General features: G+C 46.8%; 18 protein-coding genes. 6 read left to right on the top strand and 12 right to left on the bottom strand.

Annotated elements, in window-relative coordinates:
• Positions 1–257: 257 nt before the first annotated feature.
• The gene (locus tag DFP83_RS12390) at positions 258–806 is read left to right on the top strand and encodes a gamma carbonic anhydrase family protein (RefSeq protein ID WP_110576205.1); all 549 of its coding nucleotides are present in this window, start codon (positions 258–260) and stop codon (positions 804–806) included.
• Positions 807–819: 13 nt separating this feature from the next.
• Here DFP83_RS12390 and DFP83_RS12385 read toward each other — a convergent pair whose 3' ends face one another.
• From DFP83_RS12385 to DFP83_RS12375, 3 genes are read right to left on the bottom strand one after another with little or no spacing between them, the layout of a single operon-like run.
• Positions 820–3,903 carry an error-prone DNA polymerase gene (locus DFP83_RS12385; protein WP_110576203.1) on the bottom strand — a complete coding sequence of 1,028 codons (3,084 nt, stop codon included), beginning with the start codon at positions 3,901–3,903 and terminating at the stop codon, positions 820–822.
• Entirely contained in the window at positions 3,903–5,318 is a 1,416-nt protein-coding gene (locus tag DFP83_RS12380; protein WP_110576201.1) for a Y-family DNA polymerase, read from the bottom strand. Before DFP83_RS12380 ends, DFP83_RS12385 begins: the two co-directional genes overlap by 1 nt.
• A complete protein-coding gene (locus tag DFP83_RS12375) occupies positions 5,315–5,911 on the bottom strand; it encodes a SulA-like SOS-response cell division inhibitor (RefSeq protein WP_110576199.1) in 597 nt (198 codons plus the stop codon). Before DFP83_RS12375 ends, DFP83_RS12380 begins: the two co-directional genes overlap by 4 nt.
• Positions 5,912–6,035: 124 nt before the next feature.
• Here DFP83_RS12375 and DFP83_RS12370 point away from each other — a divergent pair, with 124 nt between their 5' ends.
• Both DFP83_RS12370 and DFP83_RS12365 read left to right on the top strand, forming a co-directional pair.
• Complete coding sequence (locus DFP83_RS12370; protein ID WP_110576198.1) at positions 6,036–6,950, top strand: acyltransferase; 915 nt, start codon at positions 6,036–6,038, stop codon at positions 6,948–6,950.
• 12 nt (positions 6,951–6,962) lie between these two features.
• Positions 6,963–8,237 (top strand): mechanosensitive ion channel family protein, encoded by a 1,275-nt coding sequence (locus tag DFP83_RS12365; RefSeq protein WP_110576196.1) that lies wholly within the window; start codon positions 6,963–6,965, stop codon positions 8,235–8,237.
• 46 nt (positions 8,238–8,283) lie between these two features.
• Here the strand turns inward: DFP83_RS12365 and DFP83_RS12360 are convergent, their stop codons facing one another.
• The 6 genes from DFP83_RS12360 to DFP83_RS12335 all read right to left on the bottom strand — a co-directional run bounded on the left by DFP83_RS12360 (position 8,284) and on the right by DFP83_RS12335 (position 13,920).
• Positions 8,284–8,904 (bottom strand): thiol:disulfide interchange protein DsbA/DsbL, encoded by a 621-nt coding sequence (locus DFP83_RS12360; RefSeq protein WP_110576194.1) that lies wholly within the window; start codon positions 8,902–8,904, stop codon positions 8,284–8,286.
• Positions 8,905–8,931: 27 nt separating this feature from the next.
• A complete protein-coding gene (locus tag DFP83_RS12355) occupies positions 8,932–9,918 on the bottom strand; it encodes a serine/threonine protein kinase (RefSeq protein ID WP_110576192.1) in 987 nt (328 codons plus the stop codon).
• A 6-nt stretch (positions 9,919–9,924) separates the two neighbouring features.
• Positions 9,925–11,349: a cytochrome c oxidase accessory protein CcoG gene (ccoG, locus tag DFP83_RS12350; protein ID WP_110576190.1), complete on the bottom strand. Its 1,425-nt coding sequence runs from the start codon at positions 11,347–11,349 to the stop codon at positions 9,925–9,927.
• Between the two features lie 62 nt (positions 11,350–11,411).
• Complete coding sequence (locus tag DFP83_RS12345) at positions 11,412–12,641, bottom strand: Zn-dependent hydrolase (RefSeq protein WP_110576188.1); 1,230 nt, start codon at positions 12,639–12,641, stop codon at positions 11,412–11,414.
• 140 nt (positions 12,642–12,781) lie between these two features.
• The gene (locus DFP83_RS12340) at positions 12,782–13,312 is read right to left on the bottom strand and encodes a carboxymuconolactone decarboxylase family protein (RefSeq protein ID WP_241971648.1); all 531 of its coding nucleotides are present in this window, start codon (positions 13,310–13,312) and stop codon (positions 12,782–12,784) included.
• A 62-nt stretch (positions 13,313–13,374) separates the two neighbouring features.
• Positions 13,375–13,920 (bottom strand): peroxiredoxin, encoded by a 546-nt coding sequence (locus DFP83_RS12335; protein WP_110576186.1) that lies wholly within the window; start codon positions 13,918–13,920, stop codon positions 13,375–13,377.
• A gap of 127 nt (positions 13,921–14,047) precedes the next feature.
• Here DFP83_RS12335 and DFP83_RS12330 point away from each other — a divergent pair, with 127 nt between their 5' ends.
• Positions 14,048–14,962, top strand: coding sequence for a hydrogen peroxide-inducible genes activator (locus DFP83_RS12330; protein ID WP_110576184.1), 915 nt, complete (start codon positions 14,048–14,050; stop codon positions 14,960–14,962).
• A 2-nt stretch (positions 14,963–14,964) separates the two neighbouring features.
• On the opposite strand, the gene DFP83_RS12325 is transcribed toward DFP83_RS12330, so the two are convergent.
• Both DFP83_RS12325 and DFP83_RS12320 read right to left on the bottom strand, forming a co-directional pair.
• A complete protein-coding gene (locus tag DFP83_RS12325) occupies positions 14,965–16,479 on the bottom strand; it encodes an FMN-binding glutamate synthase family protein (protein WP_110576182.1) in 1,515 nt (504 codons plus the stop codon).
• Entirely contained in the window at positions 16,479–16,904 is a 426-nt protein-coding gene (locus DFP83_RS12320) for a hypothetical protein (protein ID WP_110576180.1), read from the bottom strand. The genes DFP83_RS12325 and DFP83_RS12320 overlap by 1 nt, the downstream gene beginning before the upstream one ends.
• 149 nt (positions 16,905–17,053) lie before the next feature.
• Between DFP83_RS12320 and DFP83_RS12315 the strand changes: the two genes are divergently transcribed.
• The gene (locus tag DFP83_RS12315) at positions 17,054–18,187 is read left to right on the top strand and encodes a PQQ-dependent sugar dehydrogenase (protein WP_110576178.1); all 1,134 of its coding nucleotides are present in this window, start codon (positions 17,054–17,056) and stop codon (positions 18,185–18,187) included.
• A gap of 2 nt (positions 18,188–18,189) precedes the next feature.
• Positions 18,190–20,205: a TonB-dependent receptor family protein gene (locus DFP83_RS12310; RefSeq protein WP_110576176.1), complete on the top strand. Its 2,016-nt coding sequence runs from the start codon at positions 18,190–18,192 to the stop codon at positions 20,203–20,205.
• Positions 20,206–20,226: 21 nt separating this feature from the next.
• Here DFP83_RS12310 and DFP83_RS12305 read toward each other — a convergent pair whose 3' ends face one another.
• Positions 20,227–20,913: a type 1 glutamine amidotransferase domain-containing protein gene (locus DFP83_RS12305; protein WP_110576174.1), complete on the bottom strand. Its 687-nt coding sequence runs from the start codon at positions 20,911–20,913 to the stop codon at positions 20,227–20,229.
• Between the last annotated feature and the right edge of the window lie 14 nt (positions 20,914–20,927).

Below are 20,927 nucleotides of genomic sequence, written 5' to 3'. Positions count from 1 at the left end.
ATTTTTTAGAAAACTTATGTTTTCGGCGGCTTCGTTGCCTGCCTCGAACGTGGGGCGTATTTTAGATATTTATCTCCGCAGGTCAAGGGCTTTTTATCAAATTTAACTGATTTTTTTGTTGTTCGGTCAAAGTTAAATCACATCGTTTCTTTTATAGGCAATTTTCCCACTAGCCTGTACAAACTATGCGCTTTTAAGCAAAACAGCTATAGTTAAAAGTACAATTCAGGATCGCAAAAGATGATAGGAGTAGAGTTATGGCTGATATTCGGAGCTACCATGAAAAGGAGCCGCAATTAGGCGAACGCGTATATATAGATGATAGTGCAGTCATCGTTGGCGATGTCACCATTGGTGATGATGCAAGCATCTGGCCCTTAGTCGCTGCCCGCGGCGATGTGAACTATATCCATATTGGCGCCCGAACCAATGTACAGGATGGTTCCATTCTTCACGTTAGTCGCGCAAGTGCAGGTAAGCCAGATGGCGATCCGCTTATTATAGGTGAAGATGTCACAGTAGGGCATCAGTGTATGCTGCATGGCTGTCGTATCGGTAACCGAGTATTAGTTGGAATGTCGGCTATCGTGATGGACGGCGTAGAAGTGCAAGATGATGTGATCATTGGCGCAGGCAGCCTAGTGCCACCTGGCAAGGTATTAGAGTCAGGCTATTTATACGTTGGTAGCCCGATAGAAAAGAAAAGACCCTTGAACGATAAAGAGATGGCGTTCCTAAGCGCATCAGCAGAGAACTATGTTCGCTTAAAAGATGAGTACATAATCGACGTTAAGCCGATATCCTGAGTCACCCTCTAAATTAATGAAACCGCCGCGATGCGAGTTTACTCAGTTGTAGCAGTTCGCTTTTATCGTCTAAACGACCTGCTACAACATGAATCACACCCTCGCTCATTTCAATGACGCCTTTAACCCACAGAAGCTGCGCCGACATAAAGGCCTTTCTATATAGTGTCGCGGTATTGGCCCAAACCACAACATTCATATTCCCGGTTTCATCTTCTAGAGTTAAAAAAGTCACACCACTTTTAGTGCCAGGTCTTTGTCGACAGGTAACCAATCCAATAACCTCAATCACCTGACCCGAGCGACAACCTGCTAATGCTTCAGCAGTCACACACTTCTTCACTTCAGAGCGTTTACGTATCAGAGCCATTGGATGGCGTCTTAAGCTGAGTCCTGTGCTCGCATAATCTGCTTTTATATCCTCAGCTTCAGAAGGCTTCATTGAAATTTCACTTTTGGTATCTGCAACATCATTAAACAGCGGCATTTGCTGATCGCTGAGTGACAAAGCATCCCAATGCGCCTGATACCGATGTCCGGATAGCGACGTGAGTGCATCGGCTTTTGCCAGCGCTTGAATATCAGACTCATGCAGACCACCACGACGTAACTGTTCGGTATCAGTAAAAGGTGTCTTACCCGACTGGCTCAACAGCGACTCGATACGCGAACGTGCAAGCCCGAAAATTTGGCGCAACCCAATACGCACGCAGTTCCCTTGATCAGCAAGCCATTGGTAATCCCATTGACTGTGATTGATATCTGCAGGTAAAAAGCGTACGCCATGGCGTTTTGCATCTTGAATCAATTGAGAGGGCGAATAAAACCCCATCGGTAGGCTGTTCAGTAAGCCTACAAAAAATGCAGCAGGATAATGTACTTTTAACCAAGCTGAGGCATACGCTAAATTAGCAAAGCTTGCTGAGTGGGACTCTGGGAAGCCATACTGACCAAAACCACAAATTTGATGAAATAGCCGCTGTGCAAAAGATTCACTATAGCCACGCGCGCGCATCCCAGAAATCAGCTTATCTTCAAACTGCTGTAACTTCCCGGTACTTTTCCACGCCGCCATTGCGCGTCTTAATTGGTCGGCTTCACCACCACTAAACCCAGCCGCAACCATCGCTAGCTTAATCGCTTGCTCTTGAAAAATAGGCACACCCAGCGTGCGCTGTAGAACTTGCTTGACGGCACCGCTCGGATAGTCGACTTTCTCTTTACCTGCTCTGCGACGTAAATAAGGATGAACCATATCCCCTTGAATAGGTCCAGGCCGGACAATCGCGATTTGTATTACCAGATCGTAAAAAGTGCTGGGCTTAAGACGAGGCAACATGTTCATTTGTGCTCGGGACTCAATTTGAAACACACCAACAGAATCTCCTTGCTGTAATGCACGGTAGACAACGGGATCTTCTTGAGGAATATCAGCCAAACCAAGCGTTAAGTTACGCTTAGACTTTAATAACTCAAGTGATTTACGTAAAGCAGTCAGCATTCCAAGCGCCAGCACATCCACTTTGAGTAGTTTAAGTACTTCAAGATCATCTTTATCCCATTGGATAACTGTACGATCGCGCATGCTGGCATTTTCAATAGGTACTAGTTGAGTCAGTTCATTAGCTGCGATAACAAAGCCACCCACGTGTTGAGAAAGATGGCGTGGAAATCCCATGAGCTGTTCAGTTAAGGATAGTAAGTGTTGTCCGCGTTTAGACTGAACAAGTGCAGGATACTGCTCTGCAAGCTGCTCTTTCCAATTCTGGGTTCTATCACGCCGATCGAGGTTTTGTCGGTATGTCTGTAGCTGCTGCTCACTAAAGCCCAATGCTTTGCCGACATCTCTAAAAGCACTTTTAAAACGGTAGCGAATCACTGTTGCCGCTAGTGCAGCACGCTTACGACCGTACTTCTTATAAATATACTGAATAACCTCCTCACGCCGTTCATGCTCAAAGTCCACATCAATATCAGGAGGCTCATCACGCTCTTTAGAAATAAAACGTTCAAATAGCACATCAAATTGAGCAGGGTTAACCGCTGTAATTTTTAGACAATAGCAGACAACTGAGTTTGCTGCGGATCCACGCCCTTGATAAAAAATACCTTGAGACTGTGCAAATTCGACGAGGTCGTGAATGGTAAGGAAGAAATATTCATAGCGCTGCTCTGCTATCAACTGCAGCTCTTTCTCATACTGATGTATAACAGACTCAGGGACGCCTGCAGGATAGCGCTGTTGAGCACCTTGCTCTGTAAGCTGACGCAGGTATTGCTGCGCCGTCATTCCTTTAGGAACTAACTCAGCCGGATATTCATACTGGAGTTCCGACATACAAAAAGTACAGCGATCAGCTATTGCGGCAGATTCCATTAACCAACTGCTCGGGTAACAAGCCTGTAGCTCGTTAAGAGCACGCAATCTGCGCTCCGTATTTAATGCACAGACTTCGGGGTGCTGTAACAACGACTGATTGGCGTTAGTCGCACTCAAAATATCGAGCAGTGGCTGACGGCTGGCATCGTGCATCACTGCACCATTAGATGCTGTAACAGGCAATTGAACCTGTTTACTTAAACGACACACCATTCTAAACACGGCTTTGTCATTATGTTGATAGTGTCTTTCGTAAAGCAGCCATAGTCGGTCTCGCCAGCGACGCTTAAGTTGATGGCCTAAATTGAGTGCTTTTGCGTAAGATAGACCCTCGCTCTCACATTGTGGCCACCACAGTAATAACGCGTCATCAAATCCATCCAGAAAGTCTTCCAGTTGAACTGCATATGAGCCTTTCTCTGAGCGCTGTCGAAATAAAGTTATTTTTTCACACAACTCGGCATAGGCGCGTCGGGTAGGGCATAGCACTACAAAAATTCCCGCACCAGGCACGATAAACTCACTGCCGACAATCAATTTAATCGGTTGCTCCCGTGCCGCTTCATAAGCGCGGACAATACCCGCAACTGAGCATTCATCGGTCACTGCAATCGCTTCATAGCCCAGCTCTAACGCACGATCAACAAGCTCACTCGGGTGAGAAGCTGAACGTAAAAAGCTATAGTTTGATAAACAATGTAGCTCTGCGTAGCGCATTAACTAAACCACCCTTGCAAAAACCAACACCCATCTTCAAAGTACAACCAACCTAATCGCTGTTGTTTATCTTGCGCGAGCCAGTAGTCTCGCTTCATTTCGGGACTAGACCACCAACCCGACTGAATACGCTCGGGACCTTCTAACAATTGCCAATCTTCAATTTTTACAACATCGGGATCGGTGAATAACCAAAGCGGGCGTCGCGGCGCATCCTGTTGCGCAGGCAATGCTGTCATTTGGGCTACACGTTGCTCATTTAGCAAAGGGCGGGGATCGCTGGACAGCTGTGGGCTATAAACGGCTTTTTCACCCAGTCTAGCCTGTAATCGACTGATTAATTCAGTAACCGTTTGCTGGTGCGCGACGCCCTTTGTTAATAAAGACCCTGAGTCACGCGTGAGCGCAAATAGCTCGTGCGCCCTCATCTCAATAGCGATCACAGGCGCATTGAGTGGGTGACGGTTCATTTGTAATTGCAATAAATTAAGAAACTCAGATGCTCGCCAGCTATCCGCAGCCAATTTAAGCGGCACAGTCGTTGGTTCAATGTCACGATGTTGCAACTCAATAGTGAGTTGACGTACCACTTTTTGGCGTTGATATAGAAACTGCTCTAGTTCTTGTAGTAACCGTTTAAGAGGGAACAGCATGCCTTGCCAATGCTGTATCTCTGTCACTAGGTCCAACTGAGTAATAAAAGCATCGCGCGGGCGGAAAAACTCAAATGCTTGCGATTCGTTGCCTTTAAGTCGCTGAATGTCATCAACCAAACCCGAGCCAAAGCGTTTACCAATATCCGCTGCAGATAACGACCAGAGCTGCTTAAGCTGGTGAATTCCCGAATTCACCAGGCGTTTTTCAGTTTTAGGCGTTAACAACAACTGTTTAATGGGTAAATGACCAAGCTCATGTTCAATGACACACCTATCGGTACTGAGCTGTTCTATACCCGCACAAGCCAAACATTGCGCAGAACGAGCGCTAAAACCCAGACTGAGCTGATAACTCATACCTAACGCCCCTAACTCTTCTTTCAGATGAGTAATAAGCGGATGAATACCTTGATAGAGCTTCAATAAGCTATCAACCTGTATCGCAATGCCTTGCGGCTTAAACAAGACTTGCTTATCAACGGATAAGTACAGTCGCTCAGCGAGTCGCATGAGCACGCGTGATTCTTTTTCTTCAGAGTAGGGCATGAACACCGTATTAGTGACTAGCGTATGAGCTAAAACGGTACTCTGTCCTCGCTCTAACCCCAGGCTTAACGCAGTATCATTACATTGCAGTAACCACTCTTTTTGCTGCTCTTGATAAACCAGCGTTACTGGCAAGCGCCGGATATGCGGCTGCAAACGCTCTATGTTATCCAGCAGAAGACGCGGAAAGTGTAAGTAAAGCCACAGTTTCATAAACTGATATTGTTAACGGGCCAACCATAACGACGCTTGAGAACATCTACTTTGTGGCTCGTGTGTAAACGCAGACGATTGGTGTAAGCTCGCGCTTCTACCGTTTCCTCAAGTGCCGTCAACACAAAGCCCATTTGATGCCCCTGTTGCACAGCCTTTTGCCAGCGTCGTACATAACTCGATTGGTTTTCTGACTCGGGCTGCCATAAAAATGCTATCCCAGCACCACTTTGTAGAATTTGCTCAAATGCCCAAGCGGCCTCTTTAGCGGACGTGTTCAGCACAATATGTAAGCTATCCGCCTGCTTTAAGCGCCAGCGTAAACCGGCTGCGGATAATAAAGCGGGCGGATTTAACCAAAAGATAGGCTGATTCATTTCATGTAATTGCTCGAGTAAGGGCCAGAGCAATTTTTGCTCTATAAAGGGCGAATCAAGTTGCCATTCATGAACCGCATCAAACTGCCACCCGCCACCTAAAAGCTCATTTAGCGAAGTATGCCCTGTGCTCAGAAACCGTTGCTCTTGGTAATGGGTTTGTCTTCCTTGCCAGAGCAGCCCTTTATTCACCAGTTGCTTTAACTTCGGTTGCATTGTGTCACTCCTGCAATACTGTATATATGTACAGTATATTAAAAATGGTGAATTTCGCAACAGACAACCTTTATTTGTTCCGTTATGATTGATGTTTTAAACAAGGGAAGGGAATACCAACATCATGCTCCGTACACTCTTAATTCCGTTTCGCGTCCTCATCAATTTTACATGGGCAGCACTGACGACGGCGATTGTCGGCTTAATGGTGATTGTGGTTGGAATTTTTAAACTGTTACTTCCCTTTCCGCCATTGACGCGGTTCTTCTCCCACCTAGCCAATTCGGTTTTCCGTATCTGGGGCTATTGTATGTCAGTCACTTTTCAGCTGACTCAACGAATGGATTGGCATATTGAGGGCGACTTAAATATTCATAAAAAAGGTTGGTATTTGATTATGGCCAACCATATGAGCTGGGTCGATATTTTAGTACTTATGCATTTAACTCGTCGCAATGTGCCCATGCCACGCTTTTTCTTAAAGTATCAACTGCTATGGGTACCTATCGTGGGGATGGGCTGTTGGACTTTAGATATGCCTTTTATGCGGCGCTACTCAAAAGAAAAACTCCAGAAGAAGCCTCACTTGCAAGGTAAAGACATTGAAACCACCGCGCGTTCCTGTGCAAAGTTCAAGCATATCCCTACAACCGTAGTTAATTTCTGCGAAGGCACTCGCTTTACTCCCGAAAAACATGCCAAGAAATCGAGCCCATATAAACACTTACTTACGCCGAAAGCCGGTGGTACCGCGTTTGCTTTACAAATAATGGGTGATCAATTTGAGGCGATTCTTGATATAACCATCGTATATCCGGGGAATGATGATCGCCCCGTAGTGTGGCATTTGCTCAGTGGACAATTGCGCGATGTATACGTTGATATCAAAACGTTACCCATTACACCCGAGCTCATCGGTGATTATCAAAACGATCCTGAGTTTAAAGCATCATTTCAAAGCTGGCTTAACGAACGTTGGCAACAAAAAGATGCCACCATTGATCGCTTAAAAGCAAAGGCGGAGCAAGACAACCGATAAGGATAGAAAAATATGGATTTAAACTTCATCAACGAATGGTTGAGTCAACTCGGTCTTGAAGGTGACTTACTCACCTACGCTGTCATCGGCATACAGTCCATATTTATCATTATCGCCGGCTATATTATTTATCAGATTACCCGTCTGATTATTAATAAAACCATTCACCGCATGCTCAAAAAAGCACCTGAGCGTTGGTACAAATCCTTAGTTAACAGTGGCTTCTTTAAGCGGTGCGCAAATCTAGCCCCAGTCCTCCTGATTAACCTGTTTATTCCTGTCGTATTTGTTGACGATTTTGAGAAGTGGCAAGGTCCCTTACAAACCGCCATCGGCATCTACTTAACCTGGATCATTACCAGTATTTTGTTGGCATTAGCTAACGTCATCGCGATTGCTTATGAGTACTCAAGTAAAGCTCGAGAAGTACCTATTACCGGCGTTATTCAAGTCGCAAAACTCATTTTGGTACTTATGGCTATCATCATTTCAGTGGCGATTGTGATGAACAAGTCACCGATGTATTTACTGAGCGGTTTTGGTGCCATGACAGCAATACTGATGGTGGTATTTCGCGATACGCTCATGGGCTTTGTTGCAGGCGTACAGCTCGCGACAAACCGCATGGTTGGTATCGGTGACTGGATACAAGTACCCGATTCAGACGTCGATGGTACCGTACAAGAAGTCGGGCTCATTACTGTCAAAGTCGAAAATTGGGATAAGACGACCGTTTATTTACCTACGTATGTATTGATTCACCAGTCCTTCAAAAACTGGCAGGGCATGATCAATTCTGGTGGTCGCCGTATCAAGCGCTCATTGATGCTTGACCTTGATAGCGCACAAATTCTTGATGATGAAACCCTTGAGTCCTTAGCTTCTAATTATTTCAACGAGTCGCTCGATGAATGGCTTAAACGACATCAAATTAATAAACCGGTTTCGAACTTAACGGCGTTTAGGTGTTACGTGCAAGATTACGTGAGTCATCATGAAGAGATCCGCGACGATATGACGCTTATGGTGCGATTACTTGAGCCAACCGCTTCCGGCCTGCCATTAGAGATCTACGCGTTCTCTAAGCAAACCAGCTGGGCGGATTACGAGAAAATCCAGTCCATTCTGTTCGAGTATCTATATACCATAATGGCTGACTTTAACCTGAGTTATTATCAGTACTTCCCCAAAACACAACACATCAAACAGGTGCCGTCCAAGCAACGTGCTGAATCAAGCGAAGCTGAGGCTGAAAGCGAGGACAATACGGAAAACGGCGAGCAGTAAAAACAAAAAAGCCCCGCTTAATGGCGGGGCTCGTTCATTAAATATCTTACGATTTATTGAGCAAGAAGCCTGCTAGCTTAGAAAAGTCAGCAGCAAAGTCGTCGCTGTCACGGAAGCCTTGTGGCAACATTTTATATTTACCATTCACGATAAATGTTGGTGTTGCACGCACATCCATATCAGTCGCCGTACGATCCATCTTGCTTGCTGCTGCACGGACAGCAAAGCTCGACATGGCTTTATCAAACTCATCCCCCGCAACACCGTTTAGGATGAATACATTACGGATATCATCTTCACTGGTCAGCATGTTGCGCTGCGCGAAGTTGTAATCAAAGATCGCCGGAACGATTTTATCTTCAACGTCCAGTTTCTGAGCAACAACAAATGCTTTAGTCATTGTTTCACCCACGTCATCTTTTGGGCTTAAAAATGAAACATGCATTTTCTCGAACGCATCTGGGTATTCTTTTTTCAAACGCTCCGCAATAGGCTCAAAGCGATAACAATGAACACAGTAAAACGAGAAGAACTCAAGTATTTGCGCGTCACCTGTCGTTGTATCAGAAATCACTTCGTAATGGGTGCCTTCCTCAAACTCTTGAGCCTGCACCATACCCGTTACCATAAGTAACGCACTCGCTAACCCTAACAACCAGTTTTTCATATGCTTCTTCCTACTTAATTCGCTTTGTTAATAACCGAGTTTAATGGGCGCTTCATCCAACGCTGCGCGTTGTTCTTTAAGCGCTAAAATTTGTGACTCCCAATAGCGAGCCTCGCTAAACCATGGAAACGCGCGTTGAAAAGCACTGTCTTGCCAGCGCTTAGAAAGCCATGCCATATAGTGAATGAGTCTAAACCCGCGTAAAGGTTCAATGAACGCAATCTCTTTTTTATCAAAATCGCAGAAATCTTGGTAGCCCTCAATCAACGCATCTAACTGACAGGTTTGATCTTCCCGCGAACCATTTAACATCATCCACAAATCTTGAACGGCAGGACCCATACGGCAATCGTCTAAATCGACAAAGGTCAATTCCGTATCATACTGTAATACATTACCAATATGACAGTCTCCATGTAACCGCTGATACGCCAAACTATCCCAAGCAAAGGTTTGTAGCTTGTCCGCCAGAGGCGATAAAATAGCCCAAAACGCTGCTTGTAACTCCTCAGGCAGTAATTGCGAGCGCCGCAATTCATCAATAGATTCTGTTAGAAGTCGTTGAATGTCCAGCGATTCACGTGCTTTGAACGAAGACTTTTTACCCACTTGATGCAGTCGACCAATCTGGCGACCTAATCGTTCTAAGTCATCTAAATCATTAGGTTCAAAGGCGCGCCCACCGATGCTTGGAAACACCGCAAAGCGATAGCCTTCAAACTCGTGTAGGGTGTTATCAGAAATGCGCAGTGGTGCAACGACAGGTACTTCATCGTCTAATAGCTGCTGAGAGAAGAGGTGTTCCTCTTCTATTTGGGCATTACTCCAACGGTGCGGACGGTAGAACTTTGCGACATAACGCCGCCCTTCGTCACAACGAAATTGGTAGACCCGGTTTTCATAGCTGTTCAGTGGTAACAAGCCAGAGCTTGGATAAATACCCAAGCTCTCGATTGCATTGATTACCACATCGGGCAACAGACCTGCGAATGCAAAGTCTTTGTCATTAACCATAGCGACCTATTGATAAATAAAGCGAGATTCTTGCTTTATAGTAACACCTTCTGATGTCTCCGAGGTCACAACAAAGTTAAATTCAGTAATTGAGTCATTCAATTCAGTAGGGGGCACCGCCAGCGTTACGGGCAGACTGCCGACTTCACCCGCACCGACCGACTTCTCTGTATCGCCAATCAAGCGATACGTTGAGATCCCTTCGATATCAATCGAATAGGTTTGATCGATCTGAGATTTATTGACAATTTTAAGGGTGTATACGTTTTCAATTTCGCCTTGGATATTCTCTTGATATAACGAGTTGCGATCACGCAATACGTCGACCTCGAGCGGAACCCGTGTCGCGACATCCCAAATCATCACAGCCGTAACAACTAACATAATGACGAAGTAACCGATTGTTTTCATTCGCCACGGGTTGGTCTTCTGCGATTTATCGGTCGTGTTCAAGTTGCGTTCAGTAGTAAACCGAATCAGACCCCGCGGATACTTCATTTTATCCATGACGTCATTACAAGCATCAATACAGGCACCACAATCAATGCACTCGTACTGTAAACCATTGCGAATATCGATACCGGTTGGACACACCTGCACACACATATAGCAATCAATGCAATGACCTAACCCTTTTTCATCAGGATCGGCCTTGCGTGCGCGAGGGCCACGCGGTTCACCACGGTTCGCATCGTAACTGACTGTATAGGTGTCTTTATCGAACATAGCGGACTGGAAGCGTGCATAAGGACACATATGCGTACACATGATTTCACGCATGTAGCCCGCGTTTCCGTATGTACAGAACGCAAAAAACAGCACTGAGAATGTTGCCCAGAAGCCCGCATCAAGGGTAAAGAAATCAGCGAATAGCTGACGCACATCGGTGAAGTAACCTACAAAGGTCAATGAGGTCAACAACGCCACTGAAACCCAACCGATTTGTTTACCTGTCTTACGCCAGAACTTGTCAAAGTCCATTTTGCGCTCATCAAGTTTAATGCGCTTGTTTCGAGGCCCTTCAAACTTCTTCTCAAACCACATAAAAATAAAGGTCCATGTGGTTTGCGGGCACATAAAGCCACACCAGACACGTCCCCAAATCGTTGTCACAAAAAACAGCGCCACCGCCGCAACAATTGCAAACCACGCCAATACTGTGAAATCTTGCGGCCAGAGAGTTAATCCATAGATACGGAAGCGTTGCTCCATGATATCGAGCAGTACCGCCTGTTGACCGTTATAGGTTAACCACGGAATGAGTGCAAAAACAGCGAGTAGAATAAAGCCCCACGAGCGACGAAAATACTCCATGCCGCCTTTGACATCTCGCACGTAAATACGATTGCGGGCCGTGTTTGAGCCGCCTTTTGAAGAAGGACGCTGGATCTTGACCTTATCGGCCGGTTGGACTGTGACTTTTTGTTCCATGACGTTACCACTTGAAACAGGTCATTGTGCGAGCAGTATACCAGTTATCATATAAAGCCGCATTACTCTGCTGAATTTAAGATGCAATCTAAAAGTATGTTTGCACCTGCTTCCACATCATGCCAGTGAGACCACTCATCCGGCGCATGACTCACACCGTTAACCGATGGGATGAATATCAGCCCAGCCTGCGTAATTTCTGCAAAAAACTGAGTATCATGACCCGCCCCACTGGGCATTCTGATGCAGCTTAGATTACGCCCTTTAGCGCTTTTTTCTATGACCTGCGTCAACTTATCTGAACAGGATTGAGGCTTTAGCCAGCTGACTTGTTCATACTCAAACATCAGCCGATGTTTCCGAGCGATGGCAGACAACGCCTTGCGACATGCATCGGCGAGATCGGTCATCACATCATTACTCATATCGCGCCCAACAATGGTAAATATTGCCTCGCCTGGCACCGTGTGCGGACTCCCTGGCTTTAACTCCACCTTACCGACGGTAATGCGTGTTTTATCCGTGCCATCTTCGGCGATAATGCGCTCGATCTCGTGTGCAAAATCAGCTAAACCCATAAACGCATCACTTCGCATATTCATTGGCGCGGTTCCAGCATGGTCCGCCTTACCTTTTAAATGCACAATCCACTTAAATACTCCTGAAATGCCCTCAACGGCACCGATAGTCACTTCATCATTAAAAAGCACCGGACCCTGTTCGATATGCAACTCATAAAAGGCCTTTAACCGACTCGGTGGCCACGCTGCATCAAGCACATCCATCACATCAAGGTTATGTTTTGCCATTGCATCTTTTAGGTATACGCCGTCGGCATCATGCGCTGACATCAGCCAATCCATGTTAACGACACCTGCGAGCGCTTGGGAACCCATCATTCCACCAAAGCGACCTTCCTCTTCAGCTGTACCAACCACCCAAACAGGGTGTTTCAATTTCACGTCGTTTTCTTTCAACGTACGCAAGACTTCAAGGCCCGCGAGTACACCGAGTGCGCCATCAAACATGCCGCCAGCTGGCACAGTATCTAAATGAGATCCCGTTAATACAGCAGGTGTTTCGTGATAATCACCGATTCCAGCAAACACATTGCCAGCGCCATCCATATGGCACTTAAAGCCTTCCTTCTCAGCTAACGTTAAGAACCATCGCCGTGCTTCCATGTCGGCATCGGTAAATCCCCAGCGATAAATGCCATGATCGGATTCGTTATAACCAATTTGAGAAAGCTCACGTAATGTCGACTTCAAACGTTCAGCATTGATGTTCATAGTTCCTCCGCTTCTTGTATTAATAAGCTTAGGACACAACATCGAAAAGATAAAAAAAGCCCACCGACATGCGGTGGGCAAAGCGTTGTGAGCAGTTGGGGCTGCTCAAGACAGGGATCGGAGCACAGCTCCTAGGGGGATTACGACAGTTTGCGTGCAGTCAAAGCTGCATTAAGTACCGCCGCCAACTTAATTGACGTTTGAATCGCTTGCGCCGTAACATCGTGCTGTACGAGTGTTTTAACGTGCGAATCAATACATAAACCACAACCATTTAAAGCTGACACAGCTAATGAAAATAGCTCAAAGTCCGCTTTATCAACACCTGGGTTAGCCATCGCGTTCATGCGCAAACCGGCAGGCATTTTAGAAAACTGCTTATCGCTTGATAAGTGCAGGAAGCGATAGTAAACATTGTTCATCGCCATTAACGTAGCAGCCAGTTTTGCAGCCTGCTTAACGTTATCTTCCACTTTGTCACCGGTCTCATTCTCAATGGTCTGAATAAGCTCTTCATCTCCAAGACTATAAGCCAGAGACAACGCGGTGCCATAAAATTGATCGGTGGTTAAACCGGATGTATCTACACTGTTAAACAGACTCGACAAATTGAGCTTGGTATCTTTGCCGTGGTCGCCTAACAACTGTTTGTAATCTGCAATCGCCATCATTACCTCTACTTTGACGAGTCATTTAATACGGGGACTCCTAAGAGCCCCCAACCAGCCCATGCTTATAGCGTGTCGCCGCCTACTGCGCGGTTACAAGGGCAAAGTTCATCGGTTTGCAAACCATCTAAGATACGAAGAATCTCAGCAGGGTTACGACCGACGTTTAAGTTGTTCACTGATACGTGCTGAATAACGTTGTGTGGGTCCACAACAAAGGTCGCACGTAATGCCACGTTTTCTTCTTTGTCGCGCACACCTAAGCCATCGACAAGTGAACCATTGTCAGCAAATGAGTACTGGTTCAAGCGGTCAAGGTCAGGGTGCTCACGGCGCCATGCTAACTTAACGAACTCATTATCCGTGCTGCCGCCCAATACCACTGCGTCACGGTCAGCAAACTCTTCATTTAACTTGGCAAACTCAACAATTTCAGTTGGGCATACAAAGGTGAAATCTTTTGGGTAAAAGAAGATGATCTTCCATTTACCGGCAAAGCTCTCTTGCGTCACTGTTTCGAACGCGCTTTCGCCATTTTCTTCTGGCATATTAAATTTTGGCTTCGCAGCAACTACACTGAAATCGGGTAACTTATCGCCTACTGTCAACATAATGTCTTCTCCTAATCGTTGAGAGGTGTCTTAACGTTTCGAGAAGCATACTAGGGCAAGTTTTTGATTGGATAAAACGAATAAAACCTATTAAGATAATCGAAAAAGCAATAATTATAGGTGAACAATGAGCAAATTACCGAGTTTGAAAAATCTGAATTACCTGATTGCGTTACACCAGCAGCAAAACTTTAATCGCGCAGCTGCCGCGTGCAACGTGAGCCAATCAACCTTGAGTAGTGGTATTCAAAACCTTGAAGAACAACTGGGCTGTCAGCTTATAGAGCGTGACCATAAATCCTTTTTGTTTACCGCGCTCGGTGAAGAAGTTGTTGAACAGGCGAGAAAAATTATTACTTCAACAGAAGAGCTCATGCATTACGCCAAGGGTCACGGCAACATCATGGAAGGACCCGTACGATTAGGGATCATCCCGACAATTGCCCCCTTTGTGGTCGCAGAATTGAGCCGACGTGTACAAGCGAACTTCGCTAAGCTCGACTTACAGATTTCCGAAGATACTACCGCGAATTTGCTGAGTGCATTGCGCGACGGCGAGTTAGACATTCTGCTTCTGGCATTGCCTATGGATATTCACGGTAACCAAAAATGGTTACTCGGGCGCGACCCTTTTAAACTGGTTGCGCATAAGGAAATCGCAGATCAACTGGGTGAGCCGGTTGACTACGATAAGCTTCCCGACGGCAGTATATTCCTGCTCGAAAAGGAACATTGTTTAACTGGGCACGCAGTCGCTGCATGCCAGTTGACTGATACCGTCAAAGTAAACCCCTTTACCGCGACAAGCTTACACAGTCTAGTGCAGATGGCCGATGCTAAGAAAGGTGCAACCTTTATGTCACAGATGGCGATTGACCGTGGCATCCTTGATAACACCGACCTCAAACCATTAAAGCCAGCAGGCCAAGAGGCATTTCGTGATATTGGTATGGTATACCGACCAACCACCAGCCGCCGTCAAACGTTCCGCAAGCTAGCAGAACTTATCGCTCCGCTATTACCAGTCAGCACACTGAACTGAGCTTAGCGTCGACGAACGGGCGGTAGTGGGTACCGATCCGCCAGGCTGATACTTTCGCCATCCGGTTTAATCACCCGAGCATGGCGCCGGTTCAGCTGGCGCGGATCGGTGACACCGCACGAGTGAGCGATAATATTCACACCGTACTCAAGGTATTTGTGGTAATTGGCGACACGCTCAGACTTATCTTGTGGATCTAAGCCCCGCTGTAACTTGGGATCATCCGTGGTAACACCCGTCGGGCAGGTGTTTTTATTACACTGCATGGCTTGAATACAGCCTAACGAGAACATAAACCCTCGAGCCGACACGACAAAGTCCGCCCCCATAGCGATGGCCCAAGCCACGTCGGCGGGGGAAATCATTTTACCCGAGCAAATAATACGAATCCGTTCATGCAAGCCGGCCTCGGTCAGCTTGTCGACTAAAATAGGTAAGCTCTCAGAAAGCTTTAACCCCACATAGTCGATAAGAGGTTGTGGCGCCGCTCCGGTACCACCATCCGCGCTATCTAGCGTGATAAAGTCGGGCGCCGCTTCCTCGCCACGATTAAGAATGCTGTCTACGAGTTCATCAATCCAACTCGGGTCACCCATGACAAATTTAAAGCCTGTCGGCTTACCCGTTATCGTGCGGACTTTATCAATAAAATCGAGGAGCTCTTCATTGTTGCTAATCTCAAGATGACGGTTTGGACTAATGGCATCCTGACCGACCTCAATGCCCCGAATTTCTGCGATCTCTTGATTGACTTTAATGCCAGGTAAAATGCCGCCCTTACCAGGTTTGGCGCCTTGGCTGAGTTTTATTTCAAACATTTTAACCGAATCATGACGCCCTAACTCCGCCAAGCGGCTTTCATCAAGCTGTCCATCTTTAGTGCGCACACCAAACTTTGCAGTCCCCATCTGGAACACCACATCACAGTGACCAGAGAGGTGATAGGGCGATAGTCCTCCCTCACCAGTATTCAGCCAACAGCCTGCCTTTTTAGCGCCAGCAGATAATGCTTTAACTGCAACCGGTGAAAGGGCGCCATAGCTCATACCCGAAATATGAAAATATGAGGTTGGAGAATACGGCTTATCACAATAAGGACCAATTTTAACGGGTTGAGGGCTGACCGACTGCTCGGCGAGCGGCGGATAGGGCGCGTTACTAAAAATAATGGTCCCTGTGCGAGTCAAATCTCGCGTTGAACCGAAAGCAACGTTGCGATCGGCGTTTTTAGCCGCGCGATAAACCCAGCTTCGTTGCGCACGGTTAAACGGCATTTCTTCGCGATCCATAGCAAAGAAATATTGCCGCATAAACTCGCCCATGCGTTCGAATATATAGCGAAACCGACCCACCACAGGATAATTGCGGCGGATAGTGTGGCGAGTTTGGATCTTATCGACAACATACATCACACCGATACTCACGATCAGCGTAATGATGCCTAAAACAAAAAGCGCTGCTAACCATTGAGCAAGAGTTAGCAGCGCCGAGTTATCAAACCAAGATTGATTTTCCATTATCGAGCTTCTTGTACCTTATTCAGTGAAGCTGTGATGGAATCGGCATTAACGCCTTCCATTGAGTGCGTTTGCAACTGGCTCCAATCGACAGGTCCACCAACATGACTTTCAATCAATCGACGGCTTTCATCCTTGGTGAGAGGACCATCCACTTTAATCGTGTACAAGCCATCGCTCTCCTTCGTTTCCGCATTTGCAGAATTCGGCAAATAAATAGTGCCGTTGTTAAAGTCTACCGCGTAAGCGATTAAACCGGGAATAACGAATAATAATAAACCCACTCCGTTGAGCGCCGCTACACCTGGGTCAATACGTCCACTCGTCTGCCCCTTGCGCTCGGGGTACATCAGTGTGCCGCATGCCGTTAAATGCAAAATCAGTGTGGCACTCACAGCCGCCTTTAACAATGACTTGGATTTCATAATCGTTCCTTTAATTTTGTAATGAATAATTAACAACATCATTAAGTAAGGCTGTGATCTACAAAGAGATCAAGAAAAGTCATCAAAATCTACAATTAATACGTATACTAAAAATATTCAAAGCTATACAAGTTAAGAGTGGAGGCTCTATGAAAAGTACCCTTACCGCAGTGGCTGCTGCCCTGCTATCAACCACTATGGGCACTACAGCGCTCGCCCAAGAAGTCGAAACAGAACGTCATACGCTATCGCTTGAAACCATCAGCGAAGGGCTCAATCACCCTTGGGGAATCGTCTTCCTACCCTCAGGCGACATGCTAGTAACCGAGCGCTCGGGTACGTTGAACGTGATTACCCCCGATGGTAAAAAAACCGCTATCAAAGGCACGCCAGAAGTGGTGGCTAAGAGCCAAGGCGGTCTACTTGATGTTAATATCGACCCTAATTACGCAGACAATGGCTGGGTTTACATCAGCTATTCAGAACCCGATCCAGACGGTGGCAAGGGCAATAGTACAGCGGTTATGCGTGGCAAAATTGATGGCGATAACTGGACTCAAGGCGAAGTCGTTTTTCGTCAGGCACCAAAGTATGAAAGCAACGCTCACTTCGGTTCACGCTTGATATTCTCCCCTGAAGGTCACCTCTTTATTACCTTGGGCGACCGCTATTCACGTATGCAGGACGCGCAAACACTCGATAACCATCACGGCAAAGTTGTACGCATTTGGCCAGATGGCTCTATTCCAGAAGATAACCCGTTTGTCGGTCAGTCTGACGCGCTCGATGAAATCTGGTCATATGGTCACCGCAACGTACAGGGTGCCGCTATTCACCCAGACACAGGTGAACTATGGACAATCGAACATGGTCCACAAGGTGGCGATGAAGTGAATATCCCAGCAGCTGGTAAAAACTATGGTTGGCCAACGGTCACCTATGGTGAAGATTACGGCGGCGGTGAGATTGGTATCGGCACGCACAAAGAAGGCACAGAGCAACCTTTTTATTATTGGTTACCTTCCATCGCTACAGCTGGCTCAATTTTCTACACGGGTGATCAGTTCCCTCACTGGAAAGGCGATCTCTTAGTCACTGCGTTACGCGGACAGACCATCGCGCGCTTAGATCTTGAAGACGGCCGAGTCTTACACGAAGAACGCATGCTTGAGGATGCAACCAGCTTCCGAATTCGTGATATTGAGCAAGGTCCAGACGGATTTCTATATATCTTAACCGACGCTGATAGCGGTCAGCTTATTAAACTATCTCCTGTAAAATAACTATGAAGTATTTACTTACCATGACAGGGCTGGCACTCGCGCCAGCCCTTTGTTTTAGCCAAGAAATTAATGAGATCATCGAAGTAAACGCACAACAGCCTGATACCGAATGGCGCATGGCGCCGGGTAGCGTTGACTTCATTGATATTACTAATCAGTTACCCTCCCTGAGCATTGATGCGGGCGATACACTAAGAGCAATTCCCGGTATTCAAGCCGATACGCGCTACAACTATGCTCAGGACACGCGCCTCGTTGTGCGTGGCTACGGCGCCCGCGCGGCGTTCGGTGTGCGAGGCCTACAATTAAACGTAGATGGGATCCCGCTATCCATGCCCGATGGCCAAGCGCAAACCTCAAGTATCATTTTAGATGAGGCGGAAACCGTCGAAGTATTCCGCGGACCGCTCGCAGTGCTCTACGGTAATACGGGGGGAGGCGTAGTCGAGTGGAATACGCGTGCACCACAACAAACAGCCAGTCACATCACGCTCGCTGCGGGTGCGAATGATCTGACTCGTGGTAAAGGTCAATTCGATTGGGTTAACGATGTGCACAAACTTCGCTTCATCGCGACTGATTTGTACACTTCGGGACCGCGCCCCCACAATACGGCAAAGCGCCAACAACAAGGGCTACGGTATTACTTTGATATCAACGACCAGCAACAACTTATTGTGCGCTACGATAATAACAAGGCACCACTTTTAGAAGATCCGAGTGCACTCACCCCTGATGCTTGGCGCCAAGATCCCGAGCAGACCGTAGGTCGCGCAATCGACTTTAATACACGTAAGTCGATTCATCACCGACAAGGCTCAATGACATGGAAACTCGAGGCAAGTGACTACCGAGCTCGTGTTGCAGCCTGGCAAGGTGATCGCGATGTCGTGCAATTTCTTCCCTTTGCAGGTGACGATATAGGCAGTTCGGGCGCGGTTATTGATTTATCTCGTCAATTTGAGGGAAGTTCAGCTTACTTTGAGTGGCAAGCAACGTCGCAAACGGACATCGGTTTTGGATTGCGCTATGAGCGCCAGCAAGACCATCGATTTGGGTTTGTAAACGACCAAGGTGAAAAGGGCGATCTACGCCGTAGTGAGTTCAATCACGTTCGCAAACAAGCGGTGTATACTCGACTTACTCACCAGTTTAATGAGCAGTGGCGGCTAACCGCAGGCGCGCGACACAGTCGGTTCGATTTCTCGGTTGATGATCAATTTATAATGCCGGGCGACCCCGATGATAGTGGTCAGAATGAACTGAGCGACAACTCAGGAGCCGTTGGTCTGTCATGGGCTTTTGCACCTAATTGGTCAAGCTATGTTAGTTTGGGATCGGGTTTTGAAACACCAACACTCACCGAGCTTGCTTATCGCAATAATGGTAGTGGTCTCAATACCGAGCTCTCACCCAGCCAATATCGCCAAACCGAATGGGGTTTAAAGTTCAGTCAACCGGGACAGTTCTCGTCGCAGTTAGCAATGTTTGATATCCAATCTGAGGATGACATTGTTATTGATCAGTCAAACGATGGCCGCACTACTTACCGCAACGCGGGCGAGACAGAGCGGCAGGGTATCGAATGGCAACTCAATTTACAACTGACCGAGCAAATCGATGGGTTTATCTCATACAGCTACATTGATGCCACCTATCAAGGCGGTATGTTTAGCGGTAATCAACTGCCTGGCGTAGCCGACAGTCAATGGTTTACCCGACTGACTTGGCAGCCTATAGCCACAACCCAAGTACAGCTATTGGGGCAGTATCGTGGCGAAACTTATGCGGATGATAGTAATGCAGTTAACGCGCCCAGTTATGTCAAATGGGACTTAGCCGTAACCCAGGACTGGCAAATCGGTAACAATGCCTTCGAAGCGTGGCTTAGAGTAGATAACTTACTTGATAAAGACTACGTAGGCTCTGTTGTGGTCAACCAAGGGAGTGGACGTTCGTTTGAACCCGGCATCGGCCGTTCTGCAAGTATCGGAGTAAGCTGGCATCATACATTTTGATGCCAGCTTAGCCGTTTCTTTTTAAATCATAGCTCTTAGCACATCGAGCAGACGTTCGGCCGTTTGCTCAGATGATGCTGGGTTTTGGCCTGTAATCAACATACCGTCTTGTACGGCATATGACTGCCAATCATCGACCTTACGATAATGTCCACCTTTAGCGCTCAGCTCATCTTCGAGTAAAAACGGAACCACTTCGGTCAGCCCAACGGCCTCTTCTTCAGAATTACTAAACCCAGTAACCGTGCGACCTTGAATGAGCGGATCGCCACCCGGTGTTTTAGCGTTTAGTAGCACCGCTGGCGCATGACAAACTGCTGCGACCGGCTTTCCTTTTGACCAGAACTTCTCAATTAGGTCAATCGATTGCTCATCATTCGTCAGATCCCATAACGGACCATGACCACCTGGGTAGAAAATCGCGTCAAAGTCATCAACGCACACTTCATCAAGCTTGCACGTGCTACTTAACTTCTTCTGCGCTGCTTCATCTTTATTAAATCGATCAGTCGCCTCAGTTTGAGCATCATCCGCTTCACTGTTAGGGTCGATCGGTGGTTGACCGCCTTTAGGCGATGCAATTGTTACTTCAGCACCTGCATCGACAAATGTGTAAAACGGTGCCGCGAACTCTTCAAACCAAAAGCCCGTTTTGTTACCTGTATCACCTAACTCATCGTGAGACGTCATAACCATTAGAATCTTCACGGTATACTCCTTTG

It is taken from the genome of Idiomarina fontislapidosi (assembly GCF_003226255.1).
Taxonomy (GTDB): domain Bacteria; phylum Pseudomonadota; class Gammaproteobacteria; order Enterobacterales; family Alteromonadaceae; genus Idiomarina; species Idiomarina fontislapidosi.
Note: the sequence above shows the minus strand (reverse complement) of the source record. Positions and strands in the feature narration are given on the sequence as shown.